Annotated in this window: 25 protein-coding genes; 16 read left to right on the top strand and 9 right to left on the bottom strand. The window is 45.8% G+C overall.

What is annotated here, in order from left to right:
- Nucleotides 1-107: 107 nt before the first annotated feature.
- The 4 genes from ESB13_RS23185 (at nucleotide 108) to ESB13_RS23200 (ending at nucleotide 4,292) form a co-directional block, all read left to right on the top strand.
- Nucleotides 108-710, top strand: coding sequence for an OmpH family outer membrane protein (locus ESB13_RS23185; protein ID WP_164974331.1), 603 nt, complete (start codon nucleotides 108-110; stop codon nucleotides 708-710).
- A gap of 94 nt (nucleotides 711-804) precedes the next feature.
- Nucleotides 805-2,181, top strand: coding sequence for an APC family permease (locus ESB13_RS23190; protein WP_342772682.1), 1,377 nt, complete (start codon nucleotides 805-807; stop codon nucleotides 2,179-2,181).
- A complete protein-coding gene (locus tag ESB13_RS23195) occupies nucleotides 2,178-3,173 on the top strand; it encodes a bifunctional heptose 7-phosphate kinase/heptose 1-phosphate adenyltransferase (protein WP_129006407.1) in 996 nt (331 codons plus the stop codon). The genes ESB13_RS23190 and ESB13_RS23195 overlap by 4 nt, the downstream gene beginning before the upstream one ends.
- A 171-nt stretch (nucleotides 3,174-3,344) precedes the next feature.
- Complete coding sequence (locus tag ESB13_RS23200) at nucleotides 3,345-4,292, top strand: isoaspartyl peptidase/L-asparaginase family protein (RefSeq protein ID WP_129006409.1); 948 nt, start codon at nucleotides 3,345-3,347, stop codon at nucleotides 4,290-4,292.
- A 175-nt stretch (nucleotides 4,293-4,467) separates the two neighbouring features.
- Here ESB13_RS23200 and ESB13_RS23205 read toward each other — a convergent pair whose 3' ends face one another.
- From ESB13_RS23205 to mutS, 3 genes are all read right to left on the bottom strand, one after another.
- Nucleotides 4,468-5,643, bottom strand: coding sequence for a pyridoxal phosphate-dependent aminotransferase (locus tag ESB13_RS23205; RefSeq protein WP_129006411.1), 1,176 nt, complete (start codon nucleotides 5,641-5,643; stop codon nucleotides 4,468-4,470).
- 27 nt (nucleotides 5,644-5,670) lie between these two features.
- A complete protein-coding gene (locus tag ESB13_RS23210) occupies nucleotides 5,671-6,765 on the bottom strand; it encodes an FAD-dependent monooxygenase (protein WP_129006413.1) in 1,095 nt (364 codons plus the stop codon).
- 119 nt (nucleotides 6,766-6,884) lie between these two features.
- Nucleotides 6,885-9,518: a DNA mismatch repair protein MutS gene (mutS, locus tag ESB13_RS23215; RefSeq protein WP_129006415.1), complete on the bottom strand. Its 2,634-nt coding sequence runs from the start codon at nucleotides 9,516-9,518 to the stop codon at nucleotides 6,885-6,887.
- A 98-nt stretch (nucleotides 9,519-9,616) separates the two neighbouring features.
- Here mutS and ESB13_RS23220 point away from each other — a divergent pair, with 98 nt between their 5' ends.
- The 5 genes from ESB13_RS23220 to ESB13_RS23240 all read left to right on the top strand — a co-directional run bounded on the left by ESB13_RS23220 (nucleotide 9,617) and on the right by ESB13_RS23240 (nucleotide 13,111).
- The gene (locus ESB13_RS23220; RefSeq protein ID WP_246022667.1) at nucleotides 9,617-10,165 is read left to right on the top strand and encodes an RNA methyltransferase; all 549 of its coding nucleotides are present in this window, start codon (nucleotides 9,617-9,619) and stop codon (nucleotides 10,163-10,165) included.
- An 8-nt stretch (nucleotides 10,166-10,173) separates the two neighbouring features.
- Nucleotides 10,174-11,112 (top strand): UbiA-like polyprenyltransferase, encoded by a 939-nt coding sequence (locus ESB13_RS23225; RefSeq protein ID WP_129006417.1) that lies wholly within the window; start codon nucleotides 10,174-10,176, stop codon nucleotides 11,110-11,112.
- A gap of 9 nt (nucleotides 11,113-11,121) precedes the next feature.
- Nucleotides 11,122-11,532: a Holliday junction resolvase RuvX gene (ruvX, locus tag ESB13_RS23230; RefSeq protein WP_129006419.1), complete on the top strand. Its 411-nt coding sequence runs from the start codon at nucleotides 11,122-11,124 to the stop codon at nucleotides 11,530-11,532.
- 71 nt (nucleotides 11,533-11,603) lie between these two features.
- On the top strand, nucleotides 11,604-12,182 hold the full coding sequence (def, locus tag ESB13_RS23235) for a peptide deformylase (protein ID WP_129006421.1): 579 nt from the start codon (nucleotides 11,604-11,606) through the stop codon (nucleotides 12,180-12,182).
- On the top strand, nucleotides 12,179-13,111 hold the full coding sequence (locus ESB13_RS23240) for a hypothetical protein (protein ID WP_129006423.1): 933 nt from the start codon (nucleotides 12,179-12,181) through the stop codon (nucleotides 13,109-13,111). Before def ends, ESB13_RS23240 begins: the two co-directional genes overlap by 4 nt.
- On the opposite strand, the gene ESB13_RS23245 is transcribed toward ESB13_RS23240, so the two are convergent.
- Nucleotides 13,106-14,179: an RluA family pseudouridine synthase gene (locus tag ESB13_RS23245; protein ID WP_129006424.1), complete on the bottom strand. Its 1,074-nt coding sequence runs from the start codon at nucleotides 14,177-14,179 to the stop codon at nucleotides 13,106-13,108. The genes ESB13_RS23240 and ESB13_RS23245 overlap by 6 nt on opposite strands.
- Before the next feature lie 43 nt (nucleotides 14,180-14,222).
- Between ESB13_RS23245 and lipB the strand changes: the two genes are divergently transcribed.
- A complete protein-coding gene (lipB, locus tag ESB13_RS23250) occupies nucleotides 14,223-14,915 on the top strand; it encodes a lipoyl(octanoyl) transferase LipB (protein ID WP_129006426.1) in 693 nt (230 codons plus the stop codon).
- Here the strand turns inward: lipB and ESB13_RS23255 are convergent.
- Nucleotides 14,912-15,709 carry a hypothetical protein gene (locus ESB13_RS23255; protein WP_129006428.1) on the bottom strand — a complete coding sequence of 266 codons (798 nt, stop codon included), beginning with the start codon at nucleotides 15,707-15,709 and terminating at the stop codon, nucleotides 14,912-14,914. The genes lipB and ESB13_RS23255 overlap by 4 nt on opposite strands.
- 41 nt (nucleotides 15,710-15,750) lie before the next feature.
- On the bottom strand, nucleotides 15,751-16,653 hold the full coding sequence (locus ESB13_RS23260; RefSeq protein WP_129006430.1) for a 1-aminocyclopropane-1-carboxylate deaminase/D-cysteine desulfhydrase: 903 nt from the start codon (nucleotides 16,651-16,653) through the stop codon (nucleotides 15,751-15,753).
- Between the two features lie 63 nt (nucleotides 16,654-16,716).
- Between ESB13_RS23260 and ESB13_RS23265 the strand changes: the two genes are divergently transcribed.
- Nucleotides 16,717-17,619 (top strand): nucleotidyltransferase family protein, encoded by a 903-nt coding sequence (locus ESB13_RS23265; protein ID WP_129006432.1) that lies wholly within the window; start codon nucleotides 16,717-16,719, stop codon nucleotides 17,617-17,619.
- A gap of 82 nt (nucleotides 17,620-17,701) precedes the next feature.
- Here the strand turns inward: ESB13_RS23265 and ESB13_RS23270 are convergent, their stop codons facing one another.
- Both ESB13_RS23270 and ESB13_RS23275 read right to left on the bottom strand, forming a co-directional pair.
- Nucleotides 17,702-18,832 carry a S1C family serine protease gene (locus ESB13_RS23270; protein ID WP_129006434.1) on the bottom strand — a complete coding sequence of 377 codons (1,131 nt, stop codon included), beginning with the start codon at nucleotides 18,830-18,832 and terminating at the stop codon, nucleotides 17,702-17,704.
- 1 nt (nucleotide 18,833) lies between these two features.
- Nucleotides 18,834-19,400, bottom strand: coding sequence for an RNA polymerase sigma factor (locus tag ESB13_RS23275; protein ID WP_129006436.1), 567 nt, complete (start codon nucleotides 19,398-19,400; stop codon nucleotides 18,834-18,836).
- 147 nt (nucleotides 19,401-19,547) lie between these two features.
- On the opposite strand from ESB13_RS23275, the gene ESB13_RS23280 reads away from it, so the two are divergent.
- Together ESB13_RS23280 and ESB13_RS23285 are read left to right on the top strand one after the other, a co-directional pair.
- A complete protein-coding gene (locus tag ESB13_RS23280; RefSeq protein ID WP_129006438.1) occupies nucleotides 19,548-19,739 on the top strand; it encodes a hypothetical protein in 192 nt (63 codons plus the stop codon).
- Between the two features lie 220 nt (nucleotides 19,740-19,959).
- Nucleotides 19,960-20,166, top strand: coding sequence for a hypothetical protein (locus ESB13_RS23285; RefSeq protein WP_129006440.1), 207 nt, complete (start codon nucleotides 19,960-19,962; stop codon nucleotides 20,164-20,166).
- A 130-nt stretch (nucleotides 20,167-20,296) separates the two neighbouring features.
- Here the strand turns inward: ESB13_RS23285 and ESB13_RS23290 are convergent, their stop codons facing one another.
- Nucleotides 20,297-21,553 (bottom strand): NAD(P)/FAD-dependent oxidoreductase, encoded by a 1,257-nt coding sequence (locus ESB13_RS23290; RefSeq protein WP_129006442.1) that lies wholly within the window; start codon nucleotides 21,551-21,553, stop codon nucleotides 20,297-20,299.
- A gap of 300 nt (nucleotides 21,554-21,853) precedes the next feature.
- Here ESB13_RS23290 and ESB13_RS23295 point away from each other — a divergent pair, with 300 nt between their 5' ends.
- Genes ESB13_RS23295 through ESB13_RS23305 form a run of 3 tightly spaced genes read left to right on the top strand, consistent with a single transcriptional unit; the run spans nucleotide 21,854 to nucleotide 24,789 of the window.
- On the top strand, nucleotides 21,854-22,684 hold the full coding sequence (locus tag ESB13_RS23295; protein ID WP_129006444.1) for a prephenate dehydratase: 831 nt from the start codon (nucleotides 21,854-21,856) through the stop codon (nucleotides 22,682-22,684).
- Between the two features lie 38 nt (nucleotides 22,685-22,722).
- The gene (locus ESB13_RS23300) at nucleotides 22,723-23,913 is read left to right on the top strand and encodes a pyridoxal phosphate-dependent aminotransferase (RefSeq protein ID WP_164974332.1); all 1,191 of its coding nucleotides are present in this window, start codon (nucleotides 22,723-22,725) and stop codon (nucleotides 23,911-23,913) included.
- Between the two features lie 27 nt (nucleotides 23,914-23,940).
- Entirely contained in the window at nucleotides 23,941-24,789 is an 849-nt protein-coding gene (locus ESB13_RS23305; RefSeq protein WP_129006446.1) for a prephenate dehydrogenase, read from the top strand.
- The last annotated feature ends 4 nt before the right edge of the window (nucleotides 24,790-24,793 follow it).

Genomic DNA, 24,793 nt, shown 5'->3' on the forward strand with positions numbered 1-24,793 from the left:
TGCTATGTGAGGGCTTGATTTATTCCTCTATAAAACTGTTAAATCGGCATTAACATTCAGGTATGTTAGGCTGGGATGCCTATCTTCAGGCATCGAAATATTATTGCATGAAGAATTTTTCCATTGTATTGAATCTTGTGTTGTTGGTGGCAGTGGGGGTATTGTTTTATTTTCAGTTTAAGTCGCCCAAGACGGCAGGGCAAGTGCAACGTGTAGTTTCGGATACAGCTTCACCCGGGAGTTTTAAGATCGTGTATTTTGAAATGGACTCACTGGATGTTAAATATGAATATCTGAAAGAAGTAAGAGAGGTGCTCAGGCGCAAAGAAGCGCAAATGGGCAATGAAATGAAGCAGATGGAAATTCGTTTAACCAATAAGTATAAGGAGTATCAGCAAAGGGCTGCTTCTATGTCTCAGGCAGAACAAATGGCATTACAGCAGGAGCTGAGTCAAATGCAACAGGATGCTCAGGCGGCGGGGCAGGAGAAGAGCCAGGAATTAAATGGTGAATCGATGCGCCGTTTACAGGAGGTTAAGCTGAAGATCCAGGATTTTCTGAAAGCATACAGTGCCCAGCATGGTTATGTATTTGTATATGCTGCTGACAGGTCGGACAATATTTATTACAAAGATCCCAGTCGTGATATCACTGCCGAGGTGATAAGACTGCTGAATGAGCAGTACCACGCTGAGAAGAAAAAGAAATAAAAGTGTGATTAAATCCGCTTAACTTTAAGAATCCCGTGTAACCAGCGGGATTTTTTTATGTATGGACCGTACCGGATTTAAACCCACGTTAAGCTTGCTTGACGGAACTATGATTGTTGCCGGAAGCATGATAGGCTCCGGGATCTTTATTGTAAGCGCCGAAATGCTGCGTCATGTAGGCTCCAGTGGCTGGCTTATGGTTGTATGGCTTATAACCGGCTTTATGACGGTGGCAGCGGCTGTAAGTTATGGCGAATTGAGCGCTATGTTTCCTAAGGCCGGCGGGCAGTATGTTTATTTGAAGGAGTCGTATAATCCGCTGGTTGGTTTCCTTTATGGCTGGAGTTTTTTTGCTGTGATACAAACGGGTACTATTGCTGCTGTAGGTGTTGCGTTTTCCAAATTCACTGCGTACCTGTTACCGGCGGTGAGTGAAGACAAGGTGCTGCTATCGGCGGGTAATTTTCATATATCACCGGCGCAGGTGTTATCTATTGCCACCATTATTTTACTTACCTACATCAATACCAGGGGCCTTAAAAGCGGGAAGTTGATTCAAACGAGCTTTACGATCATAAAGCTGGTGAGTTTGTTTGGGCTTGTAATACTGGGGCTGCTGGCAGCGAAAGGTGAAGTGTGGGATGCCAACTGGGCGAATGCCTGGGACCTGCATGCCTTAAACAAGGATGGCAGTACCGGTAGCTATACTATGGGGGCTGCATTGGGCGCTATTGCTGCGGCAATGGTGGGCAGTATTTTCAGCAGCGTGGCCTGGGAAGGAGTTACTTTCATTGGTGGCGAGATCAAGAATCCCAAACGTAACCTGGGACTGAGTTTATTCCTGGGGACTTTTGTTGTAACGATCGTATATCTGGCAGCCAATATCATGTATACGGCGGTACTGCCTTTACAGGAGATAGCGTCGGCAGAGAAAGACCGGGTGGCCGTAGCTGCTTCCAATGCCATCTTTGGCAATATAGGTACTTATGTTATTGCTGTGATGATCATGATCTCAACCTTTGGCTGTAACAATGGTCTGGTATTGGCAGGGGCCAGGGTCTATTATACGATGGCCAAAGATGGATTGTTTTTCAAAAAGACGGGTGAGCTTAACAGGTTTGCGGTACCTGAGTTTGCTTTATGGATACAATGCCTGGTGGCCTGCCTGTTGTGTTTGAGCGGCAGGTATGGCGACCTGCTGGACATGGTCTCTTTTGTTGTCGTTATTTTTTATGTATTAACTATATTGGGTGTTTTTATACTCAGGAAGAAGCGGCCTGACGCGGAACGCCCGTATAAAGCTTTTGCTTATCCTGTGCTACCGGCAATATTTATATTAATGGGGCTGGCTTTTTGCGTGTTGCTGATCATGTACAAGCCGGGATTTACGTGGCCGGGACTGATTATTGTATTGATTGGCATACCTATTTATTATCTTGCAGTGGCAAATAAACACAAGACCGGCTCATGAATTTTGATGTATTGTTCGATGACTTCAGGAAGTTGCGTATTGCAGTTGTTGGAGATGTAATGCTTGACACTTACTGGTGGGGCAAGGTGGATCGTATTTCGCCTGAAGCGCCGGTGCCGGTAATTGCACTTGACCACAAAGAATACAGGATTGGCGGGGCGGGGAATGTTGCATTGAACACGGTATCGCTGGGGGCGGAAACCACTTTATTCTCTGTAGTCGGAGACGACGACGATGCGGATATGCTGCTGGGGCTGTTACAGGATCAGCATGTTGATACGAAGTATATTATCAAAAGCAGGAGCAGGATCACCACCAATAAAATAAGGGTGGTGAGTAAGAGCCAGCAGATGTTGCGGGTTGATTCGGAAGTTACACATGATATAGTCAGTGAAGATGAAGAGGTGTTGTTAAGCAGTTTTACTTCTTATGTAAAACGTTATCAGCCGGCGGTAGTGATCTTTGAAGATTATGATAAGGGTATTCTCACTCCTACATTGATCAAGGGTATTATTGCTGTTTGCAAGGAGCATGGTGTTGTAACTACAGTAGATCCGAAGCGGGCGCATTTCTTTGCTTATGAGGGGGTAGATATTTTCAAGCCCAATCTTAAAGAGGTTCGGGAGGCGTTACATATTACGGCGGCTGAGATAAATGAAGCAACCTTAAGGGAAATACATGCTGAATTACACAAAGTATTACAGCATAAGGTTTCGCTGATCACGTTGTCGGAAAAAGGGGTATTTTTTCAGAAGGGAAGCCAGTCGCGGATATTGCCTGCTCACCTGCGTAATATTGCTGATGTGAGCGGTGCCGGTGACACGGTGATAGCTGTGGCTTCGATGGTATATGCGCAAACTAAAGATATCCGTTTGATGGCAGGCATGGCCAATATTGCCGGCGGATTGGTATGTGAAGCGGTGGGAACAGCTGCCATCAGCCGCGAAATGCTGGAAAAAGAATGCCATCGTTTGCTGGGTGGCAATGAATAGTAATTAGAAAAAATCTAACATGGGCAATAAGTTTATGCCTCATTATTGACAAAATTCAATAGTGAGGCATTTTTATTGTGTTTCATCTATGGTTTGTGCTTTAATATTCAAAACTGTGCGTTTCTAAATAAAGTAATTTCGGCATCAAAAAAAGTAAGGAAACAGTTGTTTATGAGCGCGTACACTATTGTTATTCATGGCGGTGCCGGCACCATTCTGAAAGGTGATATGACCCCTGAGCTGGAAGCAGCCTATATGGAAGGTTTGGATGCGGCGATATGGGCTGGTTACAGCGTACTGGAAAAAGGCGGTTCGGCAGTTAATGCTATCAAGGCCGCTATTGTTATGCTGGAAGATAATGTGTTGTTCAATGCCGGCAAGGGTTCTGTTTTTACGAAAAAAGGCGTTCAGGAAATGGACGCTGCCATTATGGATGGCAGCACGCTTGCTGCCGGCGCCGTAGCAGGCGTGAGGAACGTAAGAAATCCGATAGAACTGGCTACTGAGGTGATGCGCAATAGTAATCATGTGTTCCTGAGTGGCAAAGGTGCCAATGACTTCGCCATCAAGCAGGGGGTAAAGCTGGAGCCGGATGAATACTTTTTCTCCCAGTTCCGGTACGATCAGTGGAAGGCTATTCGGGATTCTGATAATTATTCGCTGGATCATACCCATCAGCGTTTGGAAGAACTGATGAAAGACAAGAAGTTTGGTACTGTAGGTGCGGTTGCCCTGGATATGGATGGTAATATTGCCGCAGCAACGTCTACAGGTGGTATGACAAACAAGAAATACGGAAGGATAGGGGATAGCCCGGTTATTGGTGCGGGAACCTATGCCAATAATAATACCTGTGGCATCAGTTGTACAGGACATGGTGAGTTATTCATCCGTTCTGTGGCGGCGTATGATGTGAGCTGCCTGATGGAATACAAAGGAATGAGCTTAAAAGACGCCATGGAGGAAGTGGTGAACGATAAACTCGTGAAAATGGGCGGCGAAGGGGGGATGATTGGGGTTGATAATCAAGGCAATGTTTCTATGGTGTTGAATAGTGCAGGTATGTACCGCGCAGCCCGCAGCAGCAGCGGCTTTTCTGAAACCGCTATCTACAAATAAGTAAAAAATACCTGGTTATAAGTAGTTTTGTGACTGATTATAACCAGGCGAAAAAATATTTTGACAGCTTTTAAACCCCGGGGTCTATAAGCTGTCTATAAGAGCGTAAGAGAGAACCGCAAGGTTTTAGTTTGCACAGGCGTTTCCGACGGGGGTTAGGGAACGCCTTTTTATTTTAGATCTTTTGCAATGCCAGCTCTATTCTGTCGAGCGCTTCGGCCAGAATAGCTTGCGAGGTGGAAAAACAAATCCTGATATGGCCCGCCGCTCCGGGGCCAAACCATTGTTCTGCCCCTGGTACCACTGCTACTTTTGCTTCGTGCAGGAGATAATCGGATAGGGCGGTGCTGCTGAATCCTGTCGCTTTTATATCGGGGAAAGCGAGGTAACAACCCTGTGGCAGATGGCATTGGATTCCTTTCATCTGGTTCAATCGTTCCACCGTATAATTACGCATTGCGGTAAGGTGGCTCACGAAATCTTCGACCCAGTACCAGCATTTTTCATATGCAGCCTGCCCTGCTATCTGTGAAAGGGTAGAAACGCCATAGGCTGTTGTTCTCACCATAGAAGTTTCTACAATGCCTTCATAGGCAAAAGCGGAGGGGGCAACAATGAAACCGATGCGTAATCCGGCGAGGCCAAATGATTTACTTAATCCGTATACGGTAAAAGTTCTTGCTGCCAGTTCAGTTGAGAGGGCGGCGATGCTATGATACAAGGATCCGGGGAAAACGATATCGCTCCATATTTCATCGCTCATAATCCAGAGGTCGTGGTCTATGGCAACCTGGCCCAATGCCAGCAACTCTTCGCGGGTAAACACTTTGCCGGACGGGTTGTGCGGGTTACAAAGACAAAGCATTTTTGTACGGGGAGTGATAAGCGTGCGCAGGTGCGCAATATCGAATGCTCCGGTAGTTACATTTATAGGGAAATAAACTGCGGTGCCTCCGGCGGCTTCTACCGATTTCTTAAACAGGAAATCCACCGGATCAAAGATGATGGCTTCATCGCCGGGCTGCAGGCAGTAGCGTGCCACCACGAACATACCCTGCGCGGCGGTGTCGATAGGCAGAATAAGAGCGGGATCGGTGTTGATGTTCCTTCTGTCTTTCATAGCCGCAGCGATTGCCGATTTAAAGCCCGGCAGTCCTTCGCCGGGTCCATAGGAGAATACCCGTTCACCTGCGTAGGCGGTAATGGCTTCTGCTATTTCCGGTGCACACTGAAAGTCGGGATCTGCGGCAGTAAGCGGAATAACACCTTCGGGCAGGGTAGCCCATCTGAGGTTATAAGCACGTGAACGCAGGGCGTTCATATTTATATTGTCGTTTGAGAAGTTATGCATAGTGATACTTGGATGTAGTGAGCGTCATTATTTTGCCAGCGGCACTTGCGCTTCGTCGTGCAGGTGCAGTTCGGGATGAAGGAACCAGTCTTCCTGTTTCCTGCCGAATTCCAGATATTTCTGTAAATCGTTTTTTCGTTGCTGATAGTATTGTGCGAATACGCCGCCGAAATCATCGGGTGACTGAATCTGCTGCAGTAATTCGCTTAATAACATGGCATCGGTAAGGGCGCTGTTGGTGCCCTGGCTGGTGAAAGGCAGCGCCAGATGCGCAGCGTCGCCAATGAGTACAATGTTCTGGCGATGGAAACTATTCAGTAGATCCATATCCCTGGTAAGCCAGAGGAATACTTTATTAAAATCGGTTTGCCGGATAACCTGTTGTACAGGTGGTGGCCATCCTGCCAGCGTTTGAGTAGCAAAATCCTTTTTAATATCGTTTGATAATCCCTGCATGGCGTAAGCGGTACTGTCAAATTGCATGTACCAGATCACCTGCTGACTATTACAGGGAACCAGGCCCATAGAAAGAGGTTTATCGTGGCATTGTGTTTTAAGCATATGCCCGTCCAGTTCCAGGGCAAGCGCTTCATCATCTATGATGCCTACCAGTTCCTGGATAGGCGACTGCCTTGCTTCATGAAGCGGGAATAGTTTCTTCCTGATAACAGAGTTGGCGCCATCTGCAGCGATAAAGAGATCGCCGGTTTCTTTTTCGCCGGTAGTAGATACGGCGGCTACTGCTTTTCCTTCCTTGTTAAATTCAAAATGGGAGAATTCAAAACCTGTGTGAATAGCAGGCTCACGTACCAGCATGCGCAGTGCATCGATACAGGTTGACCGCTTGATAGCCAGGCAATCGGACAGGGGCGCTGTTTTAAAAACTACACCATCGGGGTGGCGCATAATGGCTCCTTTCAACATTTGTCCATGGCTGCGGGCATATACACCGCAGCCCATTTTATCGAGGGCCGATAATCCATTAGGCATGATAATGAAACCGAGGCCTACTTCACGAAAACGGGCTGTCTTTTCTTTTACTGTTACGTCCCAGCCTATCTTCTGCAAACTGATAGCTGCTCCGAGGCCTGCGATGCCGCCGCCGATGATAACCGCCTTCATGATGTATGTATGTTTGGTCTTTCAATTGATCCGGCAAAATACTTAAAGGAAGTTAATGCGGCTCCGGCTTAAAGGATTTTAAGGATAAATAAAACGATGTAATTACATTGATCCGTAACTTATTTAAGCAGGCCTTTGATCTCGTTTAATTTCATTAATGCTTCAACAGGTGTAAGCCGGTTGATATCGATCGTTTCGAGTAGTTTCCTGATTTCATCGAATGTTTCGCTATGTGCATCGAAAATGGATAATTGCATTTTGGGAGCGCTTATTTTCTGCATATTATGCTGCATAGATGTAACAGCAGGACCATTTTCGGTTGTGATGGTTTCATCTACATGTTTCTCTTCCAGCTGTTTCAATATTTCGTTAGCCCTGTCGATGAGCGATGGAGGCATGCCGGCCATTTTAGCCACATGAATACCAAAGCTGTGTGTGCTGCCGCCCGGAGCGAGTTTACGAAGGAAGATGATCTTATTGCCTACTTCCTTATTGGTGACATGAAAATTCCTGATACGTGCCAGTTTGTTTTCCAGCTCATTTAATTCGTGGTAGTGTGTGGCAAATAATGTTTTGGGAGCGGCTGCAGAGTGATGCAGGAACTCTACTATGCTCCATGCAATGGAGATGCCGTCGTAAGTAGAAGTACCCCGGCCAATTTCATCAAGCAGGATAAGGCTGCGTGCCGAAACGTTGTTGATGATGCTGGCGGTTTCATTCATTTCCACCATGAAGGTACTTTCACCTCCGCTGAGGTTATCGCTGGCACCCACACGCGTAAAGATCTTGTCGGTGACAGGGATCTGGGCCGATGCGGCTGCCACAAAGCTGCCCATATGCGCCATAAGCGTGTTCAGCGCCGTTTGACGAAGGATGGCGCTTTTACCACTCATGTTGGGACCTGTAAGAATGATGATCTGCTGCGATGTTGGATCGAGCGTGATATCATTGGCTACATAGGATTCTCCCGGAGGAAGGTTCCTTTCTATAACAGGATGGCGGCTTTCCTTTAATTCCAGTGAGGCGCCATCATGTAATACAGGCTTTTTATAATTATAATGAAGTGCATTATCGGAGAAACAAATAAGACAATCAAGTACGGCTAATACATGACCATTCACCTGTATAGGCGCTATGTATTGCTGCAGGTCGGTGATCAGCTGATCGTAGAGCTGTGCTTCTATGGCTGCGATCTTATCTTCCGCCCCGGTGATCTTTTCTTCGTATTCTTTCAGTTCAGGTGTAATATATCTTTCGGCATTGGCAAGTGTTTGCTTGCGGAGCCAGTCTGCCGGCACTTTCGACTTATGTGAATTGGTGACTTCAAGATAGTAACCAAACACATTGTTGAAGCTGATCTTCAGGGAAGATATCCCCGTTTTTTCCGACTCACGCTGTTGTATTTCTACCAGGTATTCTTTACCACCGCTGGCTATACGCCTTAGGTCGTCGAGCTCTTTATGGATACCTTCGGCAATGAGGTTGCCTTTATTTACCGCTACCGGAGGATTTTCGTGCAGTGTTGCGGTGATTTTGTCGGCTATTGAAATACAGGGATCGAGTAACCCCGAAAGCTGCTGCAGGTAGGGGTTGGTTGCGGATGCGGTTGTTTGTTTTATTTGGTTGGTTTGGTAAAGCCCTTTCGCCAGCTGCGCTATTTCACGTGGATTTATTTTCCTTACCGGTATTTTACTAACCAGCCGCTCAATATCACCGCATTGCTGGATGAGTTGCTGCACCTGCTTGCGCAGGTCTGTGTTTTTAATAAAGTATTCAACGAGGTCGAGGCGCTCGTTGATTTTGGCAGCATCACAGAGCGGTAACAACAGCCAGCGTTTCAGCAGGCGGGCGCCCATGGGGCTTACTGTGTTGTCAAGCACTTTCAGCAGGCTGTTCACCTGATCGGCCTGGTTACTGATGAGTTCCAGGTTACGGATGGTAAAACGGTCCATCCACAGGTAGTCGTTACGTTCAAGTCTTTGGATGGTGGTAATATGCTGAAGGTTGGGATGCTCCGTATCCTTCAGATAGTGCATAACGGCGCCGGCAGCGATAATACCCAGCGACATTTTTTCTATACCAAAGCCTTTAAGGGAATGTGTCTGGAAGTGTTTAAGCAGGCTTTCTGTGGCAAAGGCCTCTTCAAAGATCCAGCTTTCGAGGGTATAGGTATAGAATTTATTGCCAAAACTTTCTTTAAACTGTTTCTGGTAGCTGCGCTGAAACACCACTTCCGCGGGGCGGAAGCTTTGCAGAAGACGGTCGGCATATTCCTGGTTGCCTTCGGCAACAAAAAATTCACCCGTAGAGATATCGAGGAAGGCAACGCCTGCCTGGTCGCCTTGTATATGCATGCCTGCCAGGAAGTTATTGCTGCCCAGTTCAAGCAGTTTGTCGTTCATGGCAACGCCGGGAGTGACCATTTCGGTAACGCCTCTTTTTACGATGCCTTTGGCTTGTTTGGGATCTTCGAGCTGATCGCATACGGCTACCCTGTGGCCGGCTTTTACCAGCTTATGAAGATAAGTATCGAGTGAGTGATGCGGAAAACCGGCGAGTTCCGATGCGCCGGAAGCCGCGCCATTATTCCTTTTGGTAAGTGTAATGCCAAGCACTTGTGCTGTAACAATAGCATCTTCTCCGAATGTTTCATAGAAGTCGCCAACCCTGAAAAGAAGGATGGCGTCGGGGTATTTTTGCTTGATAGCACGGTGCTGTTGCATTAAAGGAGTATCTGAAGCTGCTTTTGCCATAGGCGGCAAATATAAAATATGCTGGTTAAACCCCTGGCTTACAAGGGGTCGAATGTGGACAAATGGGCCGTGACAGGGGAAAGTTATACCTTTGCGCGATGCGGAAACTAAGTATGGACGAACTGGGCCGCAAAACAGTGGCCGAATTTAAGCAGGCGGTGAAAACGCCTGTTGTTGTTGTATTGGATAATATCCGTAGTATGCACAACGTAGGCAGCGTTTTCCGTACCGCAGATGCTTTTCTTATCGAAGGCGTGTGTTTATGCGGTTATACGCCGCAGCCGCCACACCGCGATATCCATAAAACTGCCCTGGGCGCTACCGAATCTGTCGACTGGGTGTATACGGAAACAACACTGGAAGCCGTGCTGCAACTGAAGCAACAAGGCTATAAGGTGTTTGGTATTGAGCAAACGGAAGGCAGCCTGTCGTTGGAAACGATTGTCATTCCGGAAGGTGAAAAAATGGCGGTCGTGTTTGGCAACGAGGTGGAAGGGGTTGACCAGGAGGTGCTCCGGCATTGCGATGGTTGTATTGAAATCCCGCAGCTGGGCATGAAACACTCCCTGAATATTTCGGTAGCTGCCGGCATTGTATTGTGGAAGCTGGCGGAACAGCGTTTTATAAATGCAAAAGAAAGTGTATAATCAGATATATGAGTAAGTTTAAGAATTACCTGAGCCTTGTAAAATTTTCGCATACTATTTTTGCTTTGCCATTTGCGATGATAGGGTTTATGCTGGGATTGAAGGAGTGGAATGATATCACCGGGTATTTTTCCGGCGGATATCGTACTTTTTCTCCTGAATTTGTGGAGGTATACCAGATGCCCGTTACATTGGGTGAATTGGGTATAAGATTCGTACTGGTGCTGGTTTGTATGGTTACCGCGCGAAGCGCTGCCATGGCTTTTAACCGCTATCTCGACCGCAGCTTCGATGCAAAGAACCCCCGGACAGCGATCAGGGAAATTCCCAGGGGCATTATTTCGGCAGGCAGCGCCTTACGCTTTGTGATCCTTAATTGTATTCTTTTCATTGTGGCTACCTGGTTCATAAACAGGATCTGCTTTTATCTCTCCCCCGTAGCCTTATTTGTAATACTCTTTTACAGCTATACGAAACGTTTTACGCCTTTATGCCATCTGGTATTAGGTGTCGGGCTTTCACTGGCGCCAATAGGGGCTTTCCTGGCGGTAATGGGCATGTTTCAGCTGTTACCCATCCTGTTTTCTTTCGCAGTGGTGTTCTGGGTAAGTGGTTTTGACGTGATCTATGCATTACAGGATGTTGATTTCGACCAGTCGCAACAGCTTTATTCCATTCCTTCCGTATTGGGTAAGGCAAAGGCGTTACGGGTGTCTGAATTGCTGCACGTGCTGAGCGCAGGGTGTGTGATCGCGGCAGGGATATATGGCCACTTTCATTTTGTTTACTGGGTGGGAATAGCGGTATTTGCCGGCATGTTAATTTACCAGCATTCTATAGTAAAACCACATGATCTCAGCAAAGTGAATATCGCCTTTATGACGGCAAACGGCATTGCCAGCGTGGTATTTGGTGTATTGGTGATTGCCGACCTGCTTATTTTATAAATTATAACAATGGGGCGCATTCTTTGTATAGATTATGGCGGAAAAAGAACCGGAATAGCAGTGTCTGATCCGTTGCGTATCATCGCTACCAGTTTAACGACTGTGGAAACCAAACAGTTATTTCCATTCCTGAAGCAGTATTTTCAGCAGGAACAGGTAGACCTGGTGCTGGTTGGCGAACCCAAAAACTGGGATGAGTCCGATACGCATGCCACGCCGCTGGTGAATGCCTTTGTAAATAAGTTTAAAAAAGACTTCCCGGCAATGCCCGTGACCATGGTAGATGAACGGTATACCTCAAAAATGGCTTCGCAGGCAATGGTGGAAATGGGCATGAAAAAGAAAGACAGGCAGGTGAAAGGAAATGTAGATCAGATAGCTGCAACAATTATGTTGCAGGAGTATATGCGTAACTTGTAACAAAATAGATGTACTAAAGTTTTTTTGAAGAACGTTTAGTTAGTAACATTGAGATTCATTTTTTAGTTTATATGATTTTACCAATTGTAGCTTACGGAGCGCCCGTTTTGAGGAAAGCAGCCCGGGACATACCTTCAGACTATCCCGATTTACAGAAGTTGATCGCCGATATGTTTGAAACCATGTATGCCAGTAACGGTGTAGGGTTGGCGGCGCCTCAGATTAATCGTGATATCCGGTTATTTGTGATAGACAGTGCACAGATCTTTGAGCACCAGGAAGAAGATGAAAAAGGAACCTACCCCGATGAACCGGGTGTACGTAAGGCATTCATCAATGCCCGTATCGTATCGCTGGAAGGTGAAGAATGGAGTTATAATGAAGGTTGCCTGAGCATTCCCCGCATCAGGGAAGATGTAATGCGTCCGCAGTCGGTAACGCTGGAATATATGGATGAACAGTTCAATGTTCATGTAGAATCCTTCTCCGGTATCACTTCACGCATTATTCAGCATGAATATGATCATATCGAAGGAAAACTGTTCATCGATTACCTGAAGCCACTGAAACGTAAAATGCTGCAAGGTAAATTGAATGATATCAGTAAAGGAAAAGTTAGGGTAGACTATAAAATGACGTTGGCTAAATGAGACACTGTTGGCTGATAATATTGGTATTTCTGGTATGTGCCGAAAGTAGCGCCCAGGATACTACGGTTATCATAGACAAACAGACTATCACCCTGCCTGGGGTGGTAGTACGCAATAACATGGACTATAAAGGATTACTGGAGCGCATAAAAAAGGACACCACTTTTTACAAGGCATTCCGTAACCTGCGCGTAATTGAATTCACTGCACTTAACGATATCGTGATGCTGGATAAGGAAGACAAACCCAAAGCTTCCTTTTCCAGCAGAACGCGCCAGCACCGCGAGAACGGGTGCCGTACCATGGAGGTGCTGGAACAGAAGACCACCGGCGATTTCCTCGATAGCAAAGGCAACTTTAAATACACCACCGGTGAAATGTATGGCAGCCTGTTTTTCACCAAAGGCAAAGTGTGCGGAGAAGATAATATTGTAAAAGGCCACGAAATAAGTACGGAGGGGAAAAAGGGAATAGATAAACATAAAGAACAGCTCAAAATGTTGTTCTTTAATCCCGGCAAGAAAATCCCCGGTATCCCTTTCATTGGCAACAAGCTGGATCTCTACGACAGCAAAGCGCATAAACTATACGATTACCGCCTCGACTATACAGAATATCATGGCAAATACGCCTATATGTTTTCAGTGAAACCCAAAGAAAATCTGGGTATGTTCAAGGAAGATGATATAGTGGTCGACAACATGACCACCTGGTTTGACGCCACCACTATGGAAGTGATGGCGCGAACCTATTCGCTTAGCTATAAAGCAGGTGTATACGATTTCGATGTATCTATGGAGGTGGAAATGACCAAGGCCGGCGACCTGCTGGTTCCCGCCGTGTTGCGTTACAAAGGCAACTGGGACGTGGTTTTCAAGAAAAGAGAAAAGGCGCGTTTTACCGCCACCTTATTCGATTTCAAATTATAGGTCCAGCGTACCGTTGGGCGACTGCTTCAGCTTGGTTTGCACATATCCCCGCCATTTATCCATTACCTGCGACATATCGTTGGGCAGGGGCGATTCAAAGAACATTTCCTGTTTAGTGACCGGGTGAACAAAACCCAGCGTTTTCGCATGAAGGGCACAACGCGGACATAGATCGAAACAATTATCTACAAACTGTTTGTATTTGGTATATACAGTGCCTTTTAAAATTCTGTCGCCACCATATTCCCAGTCGTTGAAGAGGGTGTGTCCAATATGTTTCATATGAACACGTATCTGGTGCGTGCGTCCTGTTTCCAGTATACATTCTACCGCCGTAACATAATTCATGCGCTCCAGCACCCTGTAATGGGTAATGGCGTGTTTGCCGGTTTCGCCATCGGGGTAGGCGGCAAACATTTTCCTGAAACGCTGGTGGCGCGCAATATGGGCAACAATGGTGCCTTCATCCTGTTCTACATCGCCCCATACAAGCGCTACATATTTACGGGAAACGGTATGATTGAAGAATTGTTTCGCAAGGTGAGCAGCCGCATCAGGCGTTTTAGCCAGCACAATCAGGCCGGTAGTATTCTTATCGATACGATGTACCAGGCCATAACGGGGCAGGTCTTCCTCGGTAAGACCGGGATTTTGCTGCAGCAGGTGGTATAATACCCCATTGAGCAGGGTGCCGGAATAATTACCTACACCAGGATGAACTACCATGTTAGGCGGCTTGTTGATCACCAGTACCGCATCATCTTCATACACGATATGAAGCGGAATGGCTTCCGGTTTAATTTCCGTGTATTCCGGGTTTACAAGGCTCATCAGCACAATGTCGTCACCGGGCTTAACCTTGTAATTGCTCTTTTCCTGCTGGCCATTTACAGTTACAAATCCTGCTTCAATGGCCTTCTGAACCTTATTGCGGCTGGCGCCTTCCAGCCTCAGGTGAATCCATTTGTCTATACGCATGGGCTCCTGGCCTTTATCCACGTGGTAAAGTTTACGCTCGTAAAGGTCTTCCGAATTGTCTTCCTGCAAAATGTCCTGATCTTCCGTCATAGCGCAAAAATAAGCGTAAAAGCTTTATTCGTAAATTTGCTGCATGAACAAGGAGATCAGTTTCGAAGACCTGGGCATTCGTTCTTATAAAGAAGTATGGGATTACCAGGAATCGTTGCTAAAGGAAAATGTGGCCCGGAAAGGCGCCGGCACGCAGGAACCTACTTTAGACCGGTTGATTTTTGTGGAGCATCCTCCCGTATACACACTGGGAAAAAGCGGCAAGCCCGAACATGTGCTGCTGCCCGCTGAAAAGCTGAACGAACAGGGAATAGAATACTTTCACAGCAACAGGGGAGGAGATATTACTTTCCATGGCCCCGCCCAGCTGGTAGGCTACCCGATACTGGACCTCGAGCATTTTAAAACCGATCTTGGCTGGTATTTGCGCAGCCTGGAAGAAGTGATCATTCTTACATTGGCCGGTTATGGCCTGAAAGGCGATCGCAGCGCCGGGGAAACAGGCGTATGGCTCGATCCTTCGGTAAAAGGCCGCGAACGTAAAATATGCGCTATGGGTATCCGCTGCAGCCGCTGGATTACCATGCACGGTTTTGCCTTAAATGTGAATACCGACCTCGACTACTTCAACAACATAATACCCTGTGGCATCAGGGGCAAACAGGTTACTTCTTTACAGCGTGAACTGGGTGAGGCGGTTTCCTTCGATGCCGTTAAAGAACAGGTAAAAAGCAATTTTGAAAAGGTCTTCGGCGCTACCCTGGTAACGGCTTAAAATTCTTTCGGAATATAAAAACGGTTCTTTTCTTTCAGAATTCCATTCTCAAAAAGATCGAAAGAGAACCAGCCGGCATGTATAAAGTCGGCCTTATCCAGCAACAGGTGTGTTTCCTTTACATGCGAAAGATTGAATAATACCTGTCCATCGGTATCGTATATGATAACCTTATAGTGCTTTTGTTTGGCATCGGGCAGGTGCATGGTTACAAAGCCTTCTCTGTTGGTGAACAGGTAAATGCTGGGGCGCCAGGCCGGAGGTTGTGGTATAAAAGGTTTGATGATGATCTCTTCCTCGTTTACAGCAAAAAGGCTGTCTTTGGTATTGTAGATGATAGAATCCCTGAACTGTTTGTACCTGTAAAAAGGCAGCCTGGTAACAATACTGTCTCTTTTTCTGATTGTCACAAGCCTGTCGGAAGTTGAATCTATCAGGTCAATATTCTCATAACCTGCCGGGATCTGTTTGGCGCGGGAAAAAAAGTAAGCGCCTCCCTGGAGCACATAAAAGATCCGGTAATAAACCTTGGGATGAGGCGACTTGGCATCAACAAAACCATTTTGCGGCAGCTCCGGCGATGGTGTAGAAAAAATGGTTCTGAAATTACGAAGGCTGTCGAAAGAGCGTTGTATCACCAGCTGAATACAGTTTTCATAAGGATTTTGCCAGCTGATGGCAACCCGGTTTTTGCCCAGGTCCCTGATAGTAAAGTCGGGTAATGGATTTTGTGCCCTTGCTGTTAAACCTATAGTAATACAGAAAAGTATTACAACCAAAATTTTATGTAACATCCGGTAGCTGCTATTTGCGCAAAGATAGGTTTCCATGCGCGTTAAGAAAAAGGAATCGTACCGGCAGGCAGGGATAAATTACCCTGTAGTCCGCCGCTATGAATAAAAAGAACGTTACTGCCTGCAGGTATAGTATGCTGCCTTATCATTTGTTCGGTAGCAAAAAAGGCTTTGCCCGTATAAACAATATCCAGAGGCAACTGGTATTGATGCCAGCATGTATTGATATAATCGATCAGCTGCGGCGGATGTTTGGCATATCCTCCGAAATGATAATCCTGCTCGATATGAAACGTAGCTTTCTCTTCTCCGCTTAATAATTCACTTACCAGTTGTGGTAATTCGTTATTGCCTTTCATGATACTGATACCTGTTACATGCTGATGCGCACAGGCGCCTCTTATCAGACCCGCCAGCATAGTGCCGGTGCCCGTTGCTGCTACAATATGCGTATAAGAAGAAAGCGCTGTTGCATGTGATAATATAGTAGCAGCACCTTCTGCTCCTGTAATACCATACCCACCTTCGGGTATCCAATAGTATTCCGGGTGCTCAGGCATGAGCTCGTTCTTCCTACGATAATCACTGCGGCTAAGAAACTGTAGTTGCATACCATATGACATGGCATCTTTGAGTGTATGCGATAAATATTGCGGCGCTCCTCTGATATAGCCTACGCATGGCAGGCCCCATTGCTGGCAGGCAAAAGCAGTGGCTACGATATGATTGGAATAAGCGCCGCCGAATGTTGCAATGGTTTTGGCATTATTCTGGACAGCATCGGCCAGATAAAACTGCAGCTTGAACCATTTGTTACCGCTAACTACAGGATGAAGAAGGTCTAACCTCAATAGGGAAAGCCTGCTCTGTGAATCCAGTAACCAGGATGCAGAAATATTTTGAGTAATAATTGCCTCAAAATGTAGTAAGTTGTTAATACTCATTTAAATTTAATATTGGACGCTTAGAACGTTTCTATTAGTTTCGCAAAGATTAAAAAATATCGTATGCAACCAACCTTAGTAATTCTGGCTGCTGGAATGGCGAGCCGTTATGGAAGCCAGAAGCAAACTGAATCGTTTGGCCCTTCTGGGGAAACCATCATGGAATATTCCATTTATGATGCAATTCGCGCAGGCTTTAAGAAAGTAGTATTTATTATCAGGAAGGACTTTGCCGATAACTTCAAAGCTATTGTTGAACCCAAGCTGCAGGGCAAGGTCGAAATTGGCTATGTATATCAGCAATTGGATGCATACCTTGGCAACAGGCAGGTTCCTGCCGACAGAGTAAAACCCTGGGGAACAGGCCATGCTATTCTGTGTTGCCAGGATGTGGTAAAAGAACCCTTCGCTGTAATTAATGCCGATGATTTCTACGGCAGCGACGCCTTTGTTAAGGCTTATCAGTTTTTATTGGACGGCTGTGCCGACTCCAAGTACGCTGTTGTTGCCTACAAACTCAAAAACACACTTAGCGAAAACGGCAGCGTAAGCAGAGGCGTATTGTCGGTAAGTGACAAGGTTGAGATGTTAGGTGTTACAGAGCATACTAAGATCTATCCCGAGGCAGACAAAATTGTATTTGAAAAAGAAAACGGTGAAAAGGGTGAGCTTTCTTCTAATACCCTCGTAAGCATGAACTTCTTCTGCTTCGCCCCAAATTTCATCGATCTTTGCTCAGATCTGTTTGAACCTTTCCTCGAGAAGCACATGAACGAACCTAAGTCTGAATTCCTGATGCCTTACGTGGTCGACAGGTTTATTAAAGACGGTCATGGTGTAATGGAAGTAATTACAACCGATGCCAAATGGTTTGGTGTCACTTACAAGGAAGACGCCCCTTCTGTAAAAGCCAGCATTGAAGCCCAGGTGAACGCAGGAAATTATCCTACATCCCTGTGGAAATAAAGTTGAATGAAGTAAGTTAGTTGCAATAAAAAAGGTCTCATGATTATCATGAGACCTTTTTTATTATTGTATCTGTTTGTTCTTATTTTTTGTAAACATTCACCAGGAATACACAGTCTTCTATCTCTGCCAGCTGCTGCTGCCTGTCCACGCCCTTCAGGCTCGAACTTGCCGGAATCCGTATTTTACGCACAACTGTATCGATACGCCCTGTAGCAGTAGTGTCCGATTTCTTCAGCTCATCGATAAGCTTATAAATGCTTTTCGACTTGATGGCAAAAACTACTCCTTCAGATTGTTTCTCACGGGTGCTGATCACACCAATGATCTCACCATTCTTATTGAACACCGGACCACCCGAGTTCCCGGGATTAGCTGATAAAGACAGTTGGAAAGTTGCCGTATCACCCTCAAAACCTGTTCTGGCGCTCAAATACCCCATGTTATAGACAATGTCATTCCTGGGATAACCCATGGTAAACAATTCTTCGCCAAGGTCCGAGCTGCCTTTTTTAATACCATAAGGCAGTTTACCATACGATTTGAAATCCTTATCGTCTATCTTGAGAATAGCAAGATCCTTATCCTGGTCAGCATAAATAACTTTGGCGCTGTATTCTTTTTTCTGGTTAATTACCACAATCGCCTCTGCGTCTTTTAATACGTGGGCATTGGTCACCAGGAAACCCTTCGTGTCTATCAGGAAAGCAGACCCGCCTCCTTTTAAGACTACATCACCAGGTATTTTAGAGGCAACTTCCGATAATTTTGAACCCTGTACCTGTTGGTTCTGCTTGATTTGTTCTACTGCACGGCTTAACTCCTGCAGGCGGCTGTTGTTGACGCCGGGAGAAAAAGCATTCACCAGCCAGCTGATAAGCAAGGCAGTGATACAGGCTATAGAAGCAGCAATACCCGTTACACGGCGGTATTTATTCCAGAACTGAACCAGCTTGCCCTGAGGCCTTATTTCAAGACCTTCATTAATATCTCCCTTATTAAGCAAACGGGTATGGGCATCATGCAGCGCCAGCTTCAGGCTCCTGTGCGACTCATACTGATCCATTTGGTGAAGGAATAATTTATGTTCTACCACCATTTGATCTACTTCCGGTGTGTTCTTCCGGAGCAGCTCAAACTCCTCTCTTTCTGCGGGAGACATCTGCCCTCCGAGGTACTGTTCAATCGCCTCCAATAACATTACATCTTCCATTTTATTCTCCAATATTATACTGAGCAAAAAATAACTTCTTTAATCGCATCAGGCACTTGTATTTCTGATTCTTCGCATTATCAGAATTGGTATATCCAAATGCCGCTGCTATCTCATTCATGTCCTTTTTTTGCAGGTAGTACGACTCCAGAATGCTTTTGCAGGGTTCGCCAAGGCTGTTCAGCGCCCGGTCCATAATCGCGAATTCCGCATTTCTTTTCTCCTGAATGTCAAGATCTTCTTCTACAGGAACGGTTTCTGCCATCCCCTCTACCTGGGTAACATAGCGGCCGGCTTGCTGTAATCTCTTCAGCCAAAGACGGCGGCAAACGGAATAAACATAGGTCTTGATCTGACAGGTGAGCACAAACGACTCGCTCTTGGCTTTTTCATACAGGGTGATCATGGCTTCCTGGAAAATATCCCTGGCATCGTCATAAGACCCGTTGTTGTTTAATATAAAAGCCTGAACCATACTAAAATTGTCTTTATATATGGTGTCAATGGCTTTTGTATCATTGCTTGCCAATCCTTTCAGTAAAACTTGTTCGTTGCTTTCCGCTTTCACTTTGTCTGATTTTAATACCCGGAGGGGGCTAAAAGTAACCCAAAATAGCAGCAAAAATATTTTTTTCAAAAAACCTGCTTTCAGGGGTTACCTTTTTTAATTACAGGTATAAACTTCAAAATCAACTCATTTTAAAAACACATTACGATGAAGAAGTTATTATTCGTTCTTGCTCTGGGTGCTTTCGCAGCTTGCGGTTCTGGTGAAAACAAAGAAAATGCAGCAGACACAACTCCTAAAGTTGACTCTCCTGCTGTTGTAGCTCCTGACACTACTGCAGTTGTAGCTCCTGTAGATTCTACTGCAAAAGCTGACACAGCTGCTGCCGTTAAACCTTAATTCGATCCCGATAACTACCAAGTGTTAATTTTTGCAATGTCTGGCTTGCCGACTGGTGGTAGTTAGAAGATTTTCATATGGCAAGCAATCGTTAGAGGCCGTCCCTATTCCTGGGGATGGCTTTTTTTTGAAATAGAGAAAAAAAAGTAATTTCTGCGGGTTACCTTTGCGCCTTATTGGTATTAATCAATAATTACTCAAACACAAAAACATTGCAAAAATGAAAAAACTGTTATTCGTTTTAGCGCTTGGCGCTTTCGCAGCTTGCGGTTCTGGTGAAAATGCAGAAAACAAAACTGATTCTAATGCAGCAGTTATTGATTCTTCTGCTAACGCAGCTATCGATTCTACTAAAGCTCACGCTGACAGCACTGTAAAAGTTATCGACTCTACAGCTGCTGCTAAGAAAGATAGCGTTAAACACTAGTTTATAGCGAACTTTTTGACTAGAACCACCTTGCAAGAGGTGGTTTTTTTTATCTCCCTCACTTCCCCCATCTACGAAAAACTACGCTTTATATAGCCGTCTTAAAGCCGCTTAAAAGCCGCCTTGGAGGTCACGACGATTTCTTTTCCCTGACAATATACCGTAACGCCTGGTCCCTCGTAAAAAAAGCCCACGCCCAGTTCATCAGCGTTTTTACCCGGTTGCGGTAACGCGTGAGCGAAAAAAGATGCACCGCCAGCCACATCATATAGGCAATAAAACCCTTGAAATGTAATTTGGGAAGATCCGCAACAGCCTTGAAATTTCCGACGATAGCCATCGACCCCTTATCATTATAACGGAACTCCGCCCAGCTTTCCCCCTTCTTAAGCAGATTTTTGGCCAAAACACGTCCCTGCTGAATCGCTACCTGCGCCAGTTGGGGATGCCCGTTTACAAAAGCAGGATCGCCGCTTTGCAAACAATTGTCCCCTATGGCATATATATTCGCCGTACCCGCCACTTTATTGAAAATATCTACCAGCAGCCGCTTTCCCTTGCCAAAACAACTTTCCGGTAAGCCACGTAGCGGCGTAGCCGATACGCCCGCCGTCCAGATTAATGTCCTGGTATGTATTTTACTGCCATCGGCAAAGAGCACTTCCTCGTTAACGTAGTCTTTCACTTGCTTATTAAGGGTAACCTTCACGTTAAGTTGCTGAAGATAGGAGAGGGTGTCTGTCTGCGATGCCTTGCTCATAGGCGCCAGCACGGTCGGTAGCGCATCAACAAGATGAATGTCCATATCGTTGATATCCAGCTCGGGGTAATCCAGCCGGAAAATACGCTTCCGCATCTCGGCAAGCATGCCCGATATTTCTACCCCTGTAGGCCCCCCGCCCGCTACTACTATGGTCATAAGGCGTTTCCTTTCTTCCGGATCCTGTTCTATAGAAGCCCGCTCCAGCTGTAACAACAGGTAATTGCGCAGCGCCAGCGCATCACTCACGGTTTTCATAGGCACGGCCAGCCGCTTCACATTCTCCATACCAAAATAATTGGTTTCGGTACCCATCGCCAGTACCAGCATATCATAACCTATGATTCCGGTGCTCGTTTCTACCTGGTTCTGTTCCGGATGTAAGGCAATAAGTTCTGCCAAACGGAAATGTACATTCTTATGCTTGCGGAATAACTTGCGGAAGGGGTAACTGATGTTCGACATGGTCAGAAAACCAGTCGCAACCTGGTATAGCAGGGGCGGAAAGAAATTGTAATTATTCCTGTCTACCAATGTAATCTCAAACGCTTCGTTCCCGGCCAGCTGGCGAATGAAATTAACGCCCGCAAAGCCGCCGCCGATAACAACTATCCTGGTGGGTTTCATAGATCAATGTTTTAATACAATAGCCAATAATGACCACTATGCGTATCAAATGGTTTGCCAGAGCGGATTTGCCCGGAATATATAGTAGTAACAATTGTTTGTTTATTTTATCAAAAAGAAATTTGGTCGCAATTAGTTTATACGTACTTTTGAAACTGTAATGAATACAACACGCACATACAACTTTTTCTTTTTCTTTTATTTTTACTTTAGTCAAAGTAAACCGGGTTGTATTGCCTAAACAAGATTAAAAACAAGCAACATACAGTCCCGGTCTACAAGGCCGGGATTTTTTGTTTTATGACACAAAGAATCGCAATACAGGGCTATGAAGGCAGCTTCCATCAGGTAGCCGCAGAACAAATTTTCGGTACCGGCGTTCAAGTCATCCCCTGCGCCACTTTTAGGGAAGTGGTTAAAATAGCCGGCAGCAAAAAAGAAAGTGAAGGGGGTATTATGGCCATAGAAAACTCTATCGCCGGCAGTATTCTCCCCAACTATAACTTGTTGCAGAAGAGTAACTTGAGAATAACCGGGGAAGTCTATCTGCAAATCAAACAAAACCTGCTCGTAAACCCGGGCGTAAAGCTCGAAGATATCCGGGAAGTACATACCCATCCTATGGCCATCCTCCAGTGCCTGGCTTTTCTTGAAAAATATAACTGGAAGCTTGTCGAAACAGAAGATACAGCCCTTAGCGCCAAACTCATTCATCAGCATAAGAACAAATACGCAGCAGGCATAGCCAGTAAACGCGCCGCAGAACTGTTCAACCTCGACGTCCTCGCACCAAACATTCATACCATGAAGAACAACTACACACGCTTCCTGGTATTACAACGCGAAGAAGAAGCCCTGCCCATCGAAGATGCCAATAAAGCATCTGTAATATTCGAAACAGATCATTCCCGTGGCAGCCTCGCCAAAGTGCTAACGGCTATCGCAAACGGAGGGATCAACCTCTCAAAACTGCAAAGTGTGCCCATCCCCGGAAGCGACTGGAAATACAGCTTTCACGCCGATATGGAATTCGATACCTTGAAACAATTTGAAACGGTCATAGAAAAGATCAGGCCTTTGGCCGAAGAAGTTACCGTATACGGTATCTATAAAAAAGGCAAAACAATATAAAAAGCAGCAACCAAACTTCATTATATAAACAGTATATCATGGTGGCAACAGCAAACAGACTGGAAGGTATCGGAGAATATTATTTCTCTACAAAACTGAGAGAAATAGATGAACTGAATAAACAGGGCCGCAATATCATTAACCTGGGTATCGGAAGCCCCGACCTGCCGCCGCATCCTGCTGTAATTCAAACTTTACAGGAAGAGGCCGCCAAACCAAATGTACATGGATACCAGAACTATAAAGGAGCGCCCGCTTTGCGCAATGCCTTTAAAGACTGGTACCAGCAATGGTATGGCGTAACGCTGAATGCCGATACCGAAATACTGCCGCTCATGGGTAGCAAAGAAGGCATCATGCACATCTGCATGACCTATCTGGATGCGGGCGACCAGGTACTGGTCCCTAATCCCGGCTATCCTACCTATCGCAGCGCTGTAAAACTTGCCGGAGGTGTTTGTATCGACTATGGCTTAAAAGCTGAAAACAACTACGCGCCCGATTTCGAAGCGCTGGAAAATCTCGACCTGTCTAAAGTAAAGCTCATGTGGGTGAACTATCCGCATATGCCAACAGGACAACTGGCCACCGCTAACGTGTTTTCAAAGCTGGTTGCTTTTGCCCGTAAACATAATATTCTCATCTGTCACGATAACCCTTATAGTTTTATTTTAAACGATCATCCCGCCAGTATCTTCAGCGTCGAAGGCGCCAGGGACGTAGCAATAGAACTTAACTCTTTAAGTAAATCACATAATATGGCCGGCTGGCGTGTAGGCGTATTATGCGCCGCTAAAGAGCGGGTCGATGAAGTCTTACGCTTTAAAACCAATATGGATAGCGGCATGTTCCTGCCCCTGCAGCTCGCAGCAGCCAAAGCCCTGACCCTGGGCAGAGAATGGTACAACGAAGTAAATGCTATCTATGCCGAAAGAAGACAAAAGGTCTATGAAATGCTCGATATGCTGCAATGCACCTATTCCCGCGAACAGGTAGGTCTTTTCGTTTGGGCAAAGATCCCTGCCACCTATAAGAACGGTTACGAATTAAGCGATGCCGTATTATACGAAAGCAATGTATTCATCACCCCGGGAGGCATCTTTGGCGATGGAGGTGATGGCTTTATAAGAATAAGCCTTTGCGGATCATTGACAAGGTTTGAAGAAGCAATTGAAAGAATAAAAAAAACAATAATAGAAACCAGGGATGCTCAAACTGCATCCCGGTAACCGTTATCGATTTTCAACTTAAATACCATGGTAGTTACAGTAGCAGGTATAGGATTAATAGGTGGCTCAATGGCCCTGGCCTTGAAAGACAAGGGCTTTGCCACTGAATTGATAGGAGTGGACCTGAACGAAGAACATACGAAAAAAGCTTTGGAACTGGGGCTGGTAGATAAAATCGCCACACTCGAAGAAGCGGTAGCACAATCAGATCTTATCATCCTGGCGGTTCCGGTAAGCGCGGTGTTGCAGTTATTACCCAAAGTATTGAACCTGGTAAACGATAAACAGGTAATAATGGACGTAGGTTCTACAAAACTGGGCGTTGTTGAGCTGGCCGCGGCACACCCGCGCAAAGGTCGGGTGGTGGCAACACATCCCATGTGGGGTACAGAGTTTAGCGGCCCCGAAGCCGCTGTCCGGAACGCATTCGCAGGAAAAGCAACTGTTATCTGCAATAAAGAACAATGTGATGCCGATGCGTTTGAACTGGTGGAACAGCTCTACCATTTATTAGGTATGCGCCTGTTGTATATGAACGCAGAGGATCACGACGTACACGTAGCATATATAAGCCATATCTCTCATATAACATCCTTCGCCCTGGCCAATACCGTACTGGAGAAGGAAAAGGAAGAGGATGCTATTTTCGAATTGGCGAGCGGCGGCTTTGAAAGTACCGTCCGTTTGGCAAAAAGTAATGCCCAGATGTGGGTCCCCATCTTTAAACAGAACCGGGATAACGTGCTCGACGTGCTCAATGAGCACATCGCACAACTGCGGAAATTCAAAGCCTGCCTCGAAAAAGAGAACTACGAATACCTGCAGGAATTGATAGAAAATGCCAATAAGATAAGGAAAGTGCTGAATAGACCTTGAATGG

This window comes from Filimonas effusa, assembly GCF_004118675.1.
GTDB classification, from domain to species: domain Bacteria; phylum Bacteroidota; class Bacteroidia; order Chitinophagales; family Chitinophagaceae; genus Filimonas; species Filimonas effusa.

Coding starts and splice junctions, on each gene's coding strand:
- ESB13_RS23245 (WP_129006424.1), bottom strand. CDS start 14,179: ATGACGGAAGATCAGGACATTTTGCAGGAAGACAATTCGGAAGACCTT.
- ESB13_RS23200 (WP_129006409.1), top strand. CDS start 3,345: ATGAGCGCGTACACTATTGTTATTCATGGCGGTGCCGGCACCATTCTG.
- ESB13_RS23195 (WP_129006407.1), top strand. CDS start 2,178: ATGAATTTTGATGTATTGTTCGATGACTTCAGGAAGTTGCGTATTGCA.
- ruvX (WP_129006419.1), top strand. CDS start 11,122: ATGGGGCGCATTCTTTGTATAGATTATGGCGGAAAAAGAACCGGAATA.
- ESB13_RS23290 (WP_129006442.1), bottom strand. CDS start 21,553: ATGAAACCCACCAGGATAGTTGTTATCGGCGGCGGCTTTGCGGGCGTT.
- ESB13_RS23280 (WP_129006438.1), top strand. CDS start 19,548: ATGAAGAAGTTATTATTCGTTCTTGCTCTGGGTGCTTTCGCAGCTTGC.
- ESB13_RS23300 (WP_164974332.1), top strand. CDS start 22,723: ATGGTGGCAACAGCAAACAGACTGGAAGGTATCGGAGAATATTATTTC.
- ESB13_RS23285 (WP_129006440.1), top strand. CDS start 19,960: ATGAAAAAACTGTTATTCGTTTTAGCGCTTGGCGCTTTCGCAGCTTGC.
- ESB13_RS23205 (WP_129006411.1), bottom strand. CDS start 5,643: ATGCATAACTTCTCAAACGACAATATAAATATGAACGCCCTGCGTTCA.
- ESB13_RS23305 (WP_129006446.1), top strand. CDS start 23,941: ATGGTAGTTACAGTAGCAGGTATAGGATTAATAGGTGGCTCAATGGCC.
- ESB13_RS23255 (WP_129006428.1), bottom strand. CDS start 15,709: ATGTTACATAAAATTTTGGTTGTAATACTTTTCTGTATTACTATAGGT.
- ESB13_RS23260 (WP_129006430.1), bottom strand. CDS start 16,653: ATGAGTATTAACAACTTACTACATTTTGAGGCAATTATTACTCAAAAT.
- ESB13_RS23295 (WP_129006444.1), top strand. CDS start 21,854: ATGACACAAAGAATCGCAATACAGGGCTATGAAGGCAGCTTCCATCAG.
- ESB13_RS23210 (WP_129006413.1), bottom strand. CDS start 6,765: ATGAAGGCGGTTATCATCGGCGGCGGCATCGCAGGCCTCGGAGCAGCT.
- def (WP_129006421.1), top strand. CDS start 11,604: ATGATTTTACCAATTGTAGCTTACGGAGCGCCCGTTTTGAGGAAAGCA.
- ESB13_RS23185 (WP_164974331.1), top strand. CDS start 108: ATGAAGAATTTTTCCATTGTATTGAATCTTGTGTTGTTGGTGGCAGTG.
- ESB13_RS23240 (WP_129006423.1), top strand. CDS start 12,179: ATGAGACACTGTTGGCTGATAATATTGGTATTTCTGGTATGTGCCGAA.
- lipB (WP_129006426.1), top strand. CDS start 14,223: ATGAACAAGGAGATCAGTTTCGAAGACCTGGGCATTCGTTCTTATAAA.
- ESB13_RS23225 (WP_129006417.1), top strand. CDS start 10,174: ATGAGTAAGTTTAAGAATTACCTGAGCCTTGTAAAATTTTCGCATACT.
- mutS (WP_129006415.1), bottom strand. CDS start 9,518: ATGGCAAAAGCAGCTTCAGATACTCCTTTAATGCAACAGCACCGTGCT.
- ESB13_RS23220 (WP_246022667.1), top strand. CDS start 9,617: ATGCGGAAACTAAGTATGGACGAACTGGGCCGCAAAACAGTGGCCGAA.
- ESB13_RS23270 (WP_129006434.1), bottom strand. CDS start 18,832: ATGGAAGATGTAATGTTATTGGAGGCGATTGAACAGTACCTCGGAGGG.
- ESB13_RS23265 (WP_129006432.1), top strand. CDS start 16,717: ATGCAACCAACCTTAGTAATTCTGGCTGCTGGAATGGCGAGCCGTTAT.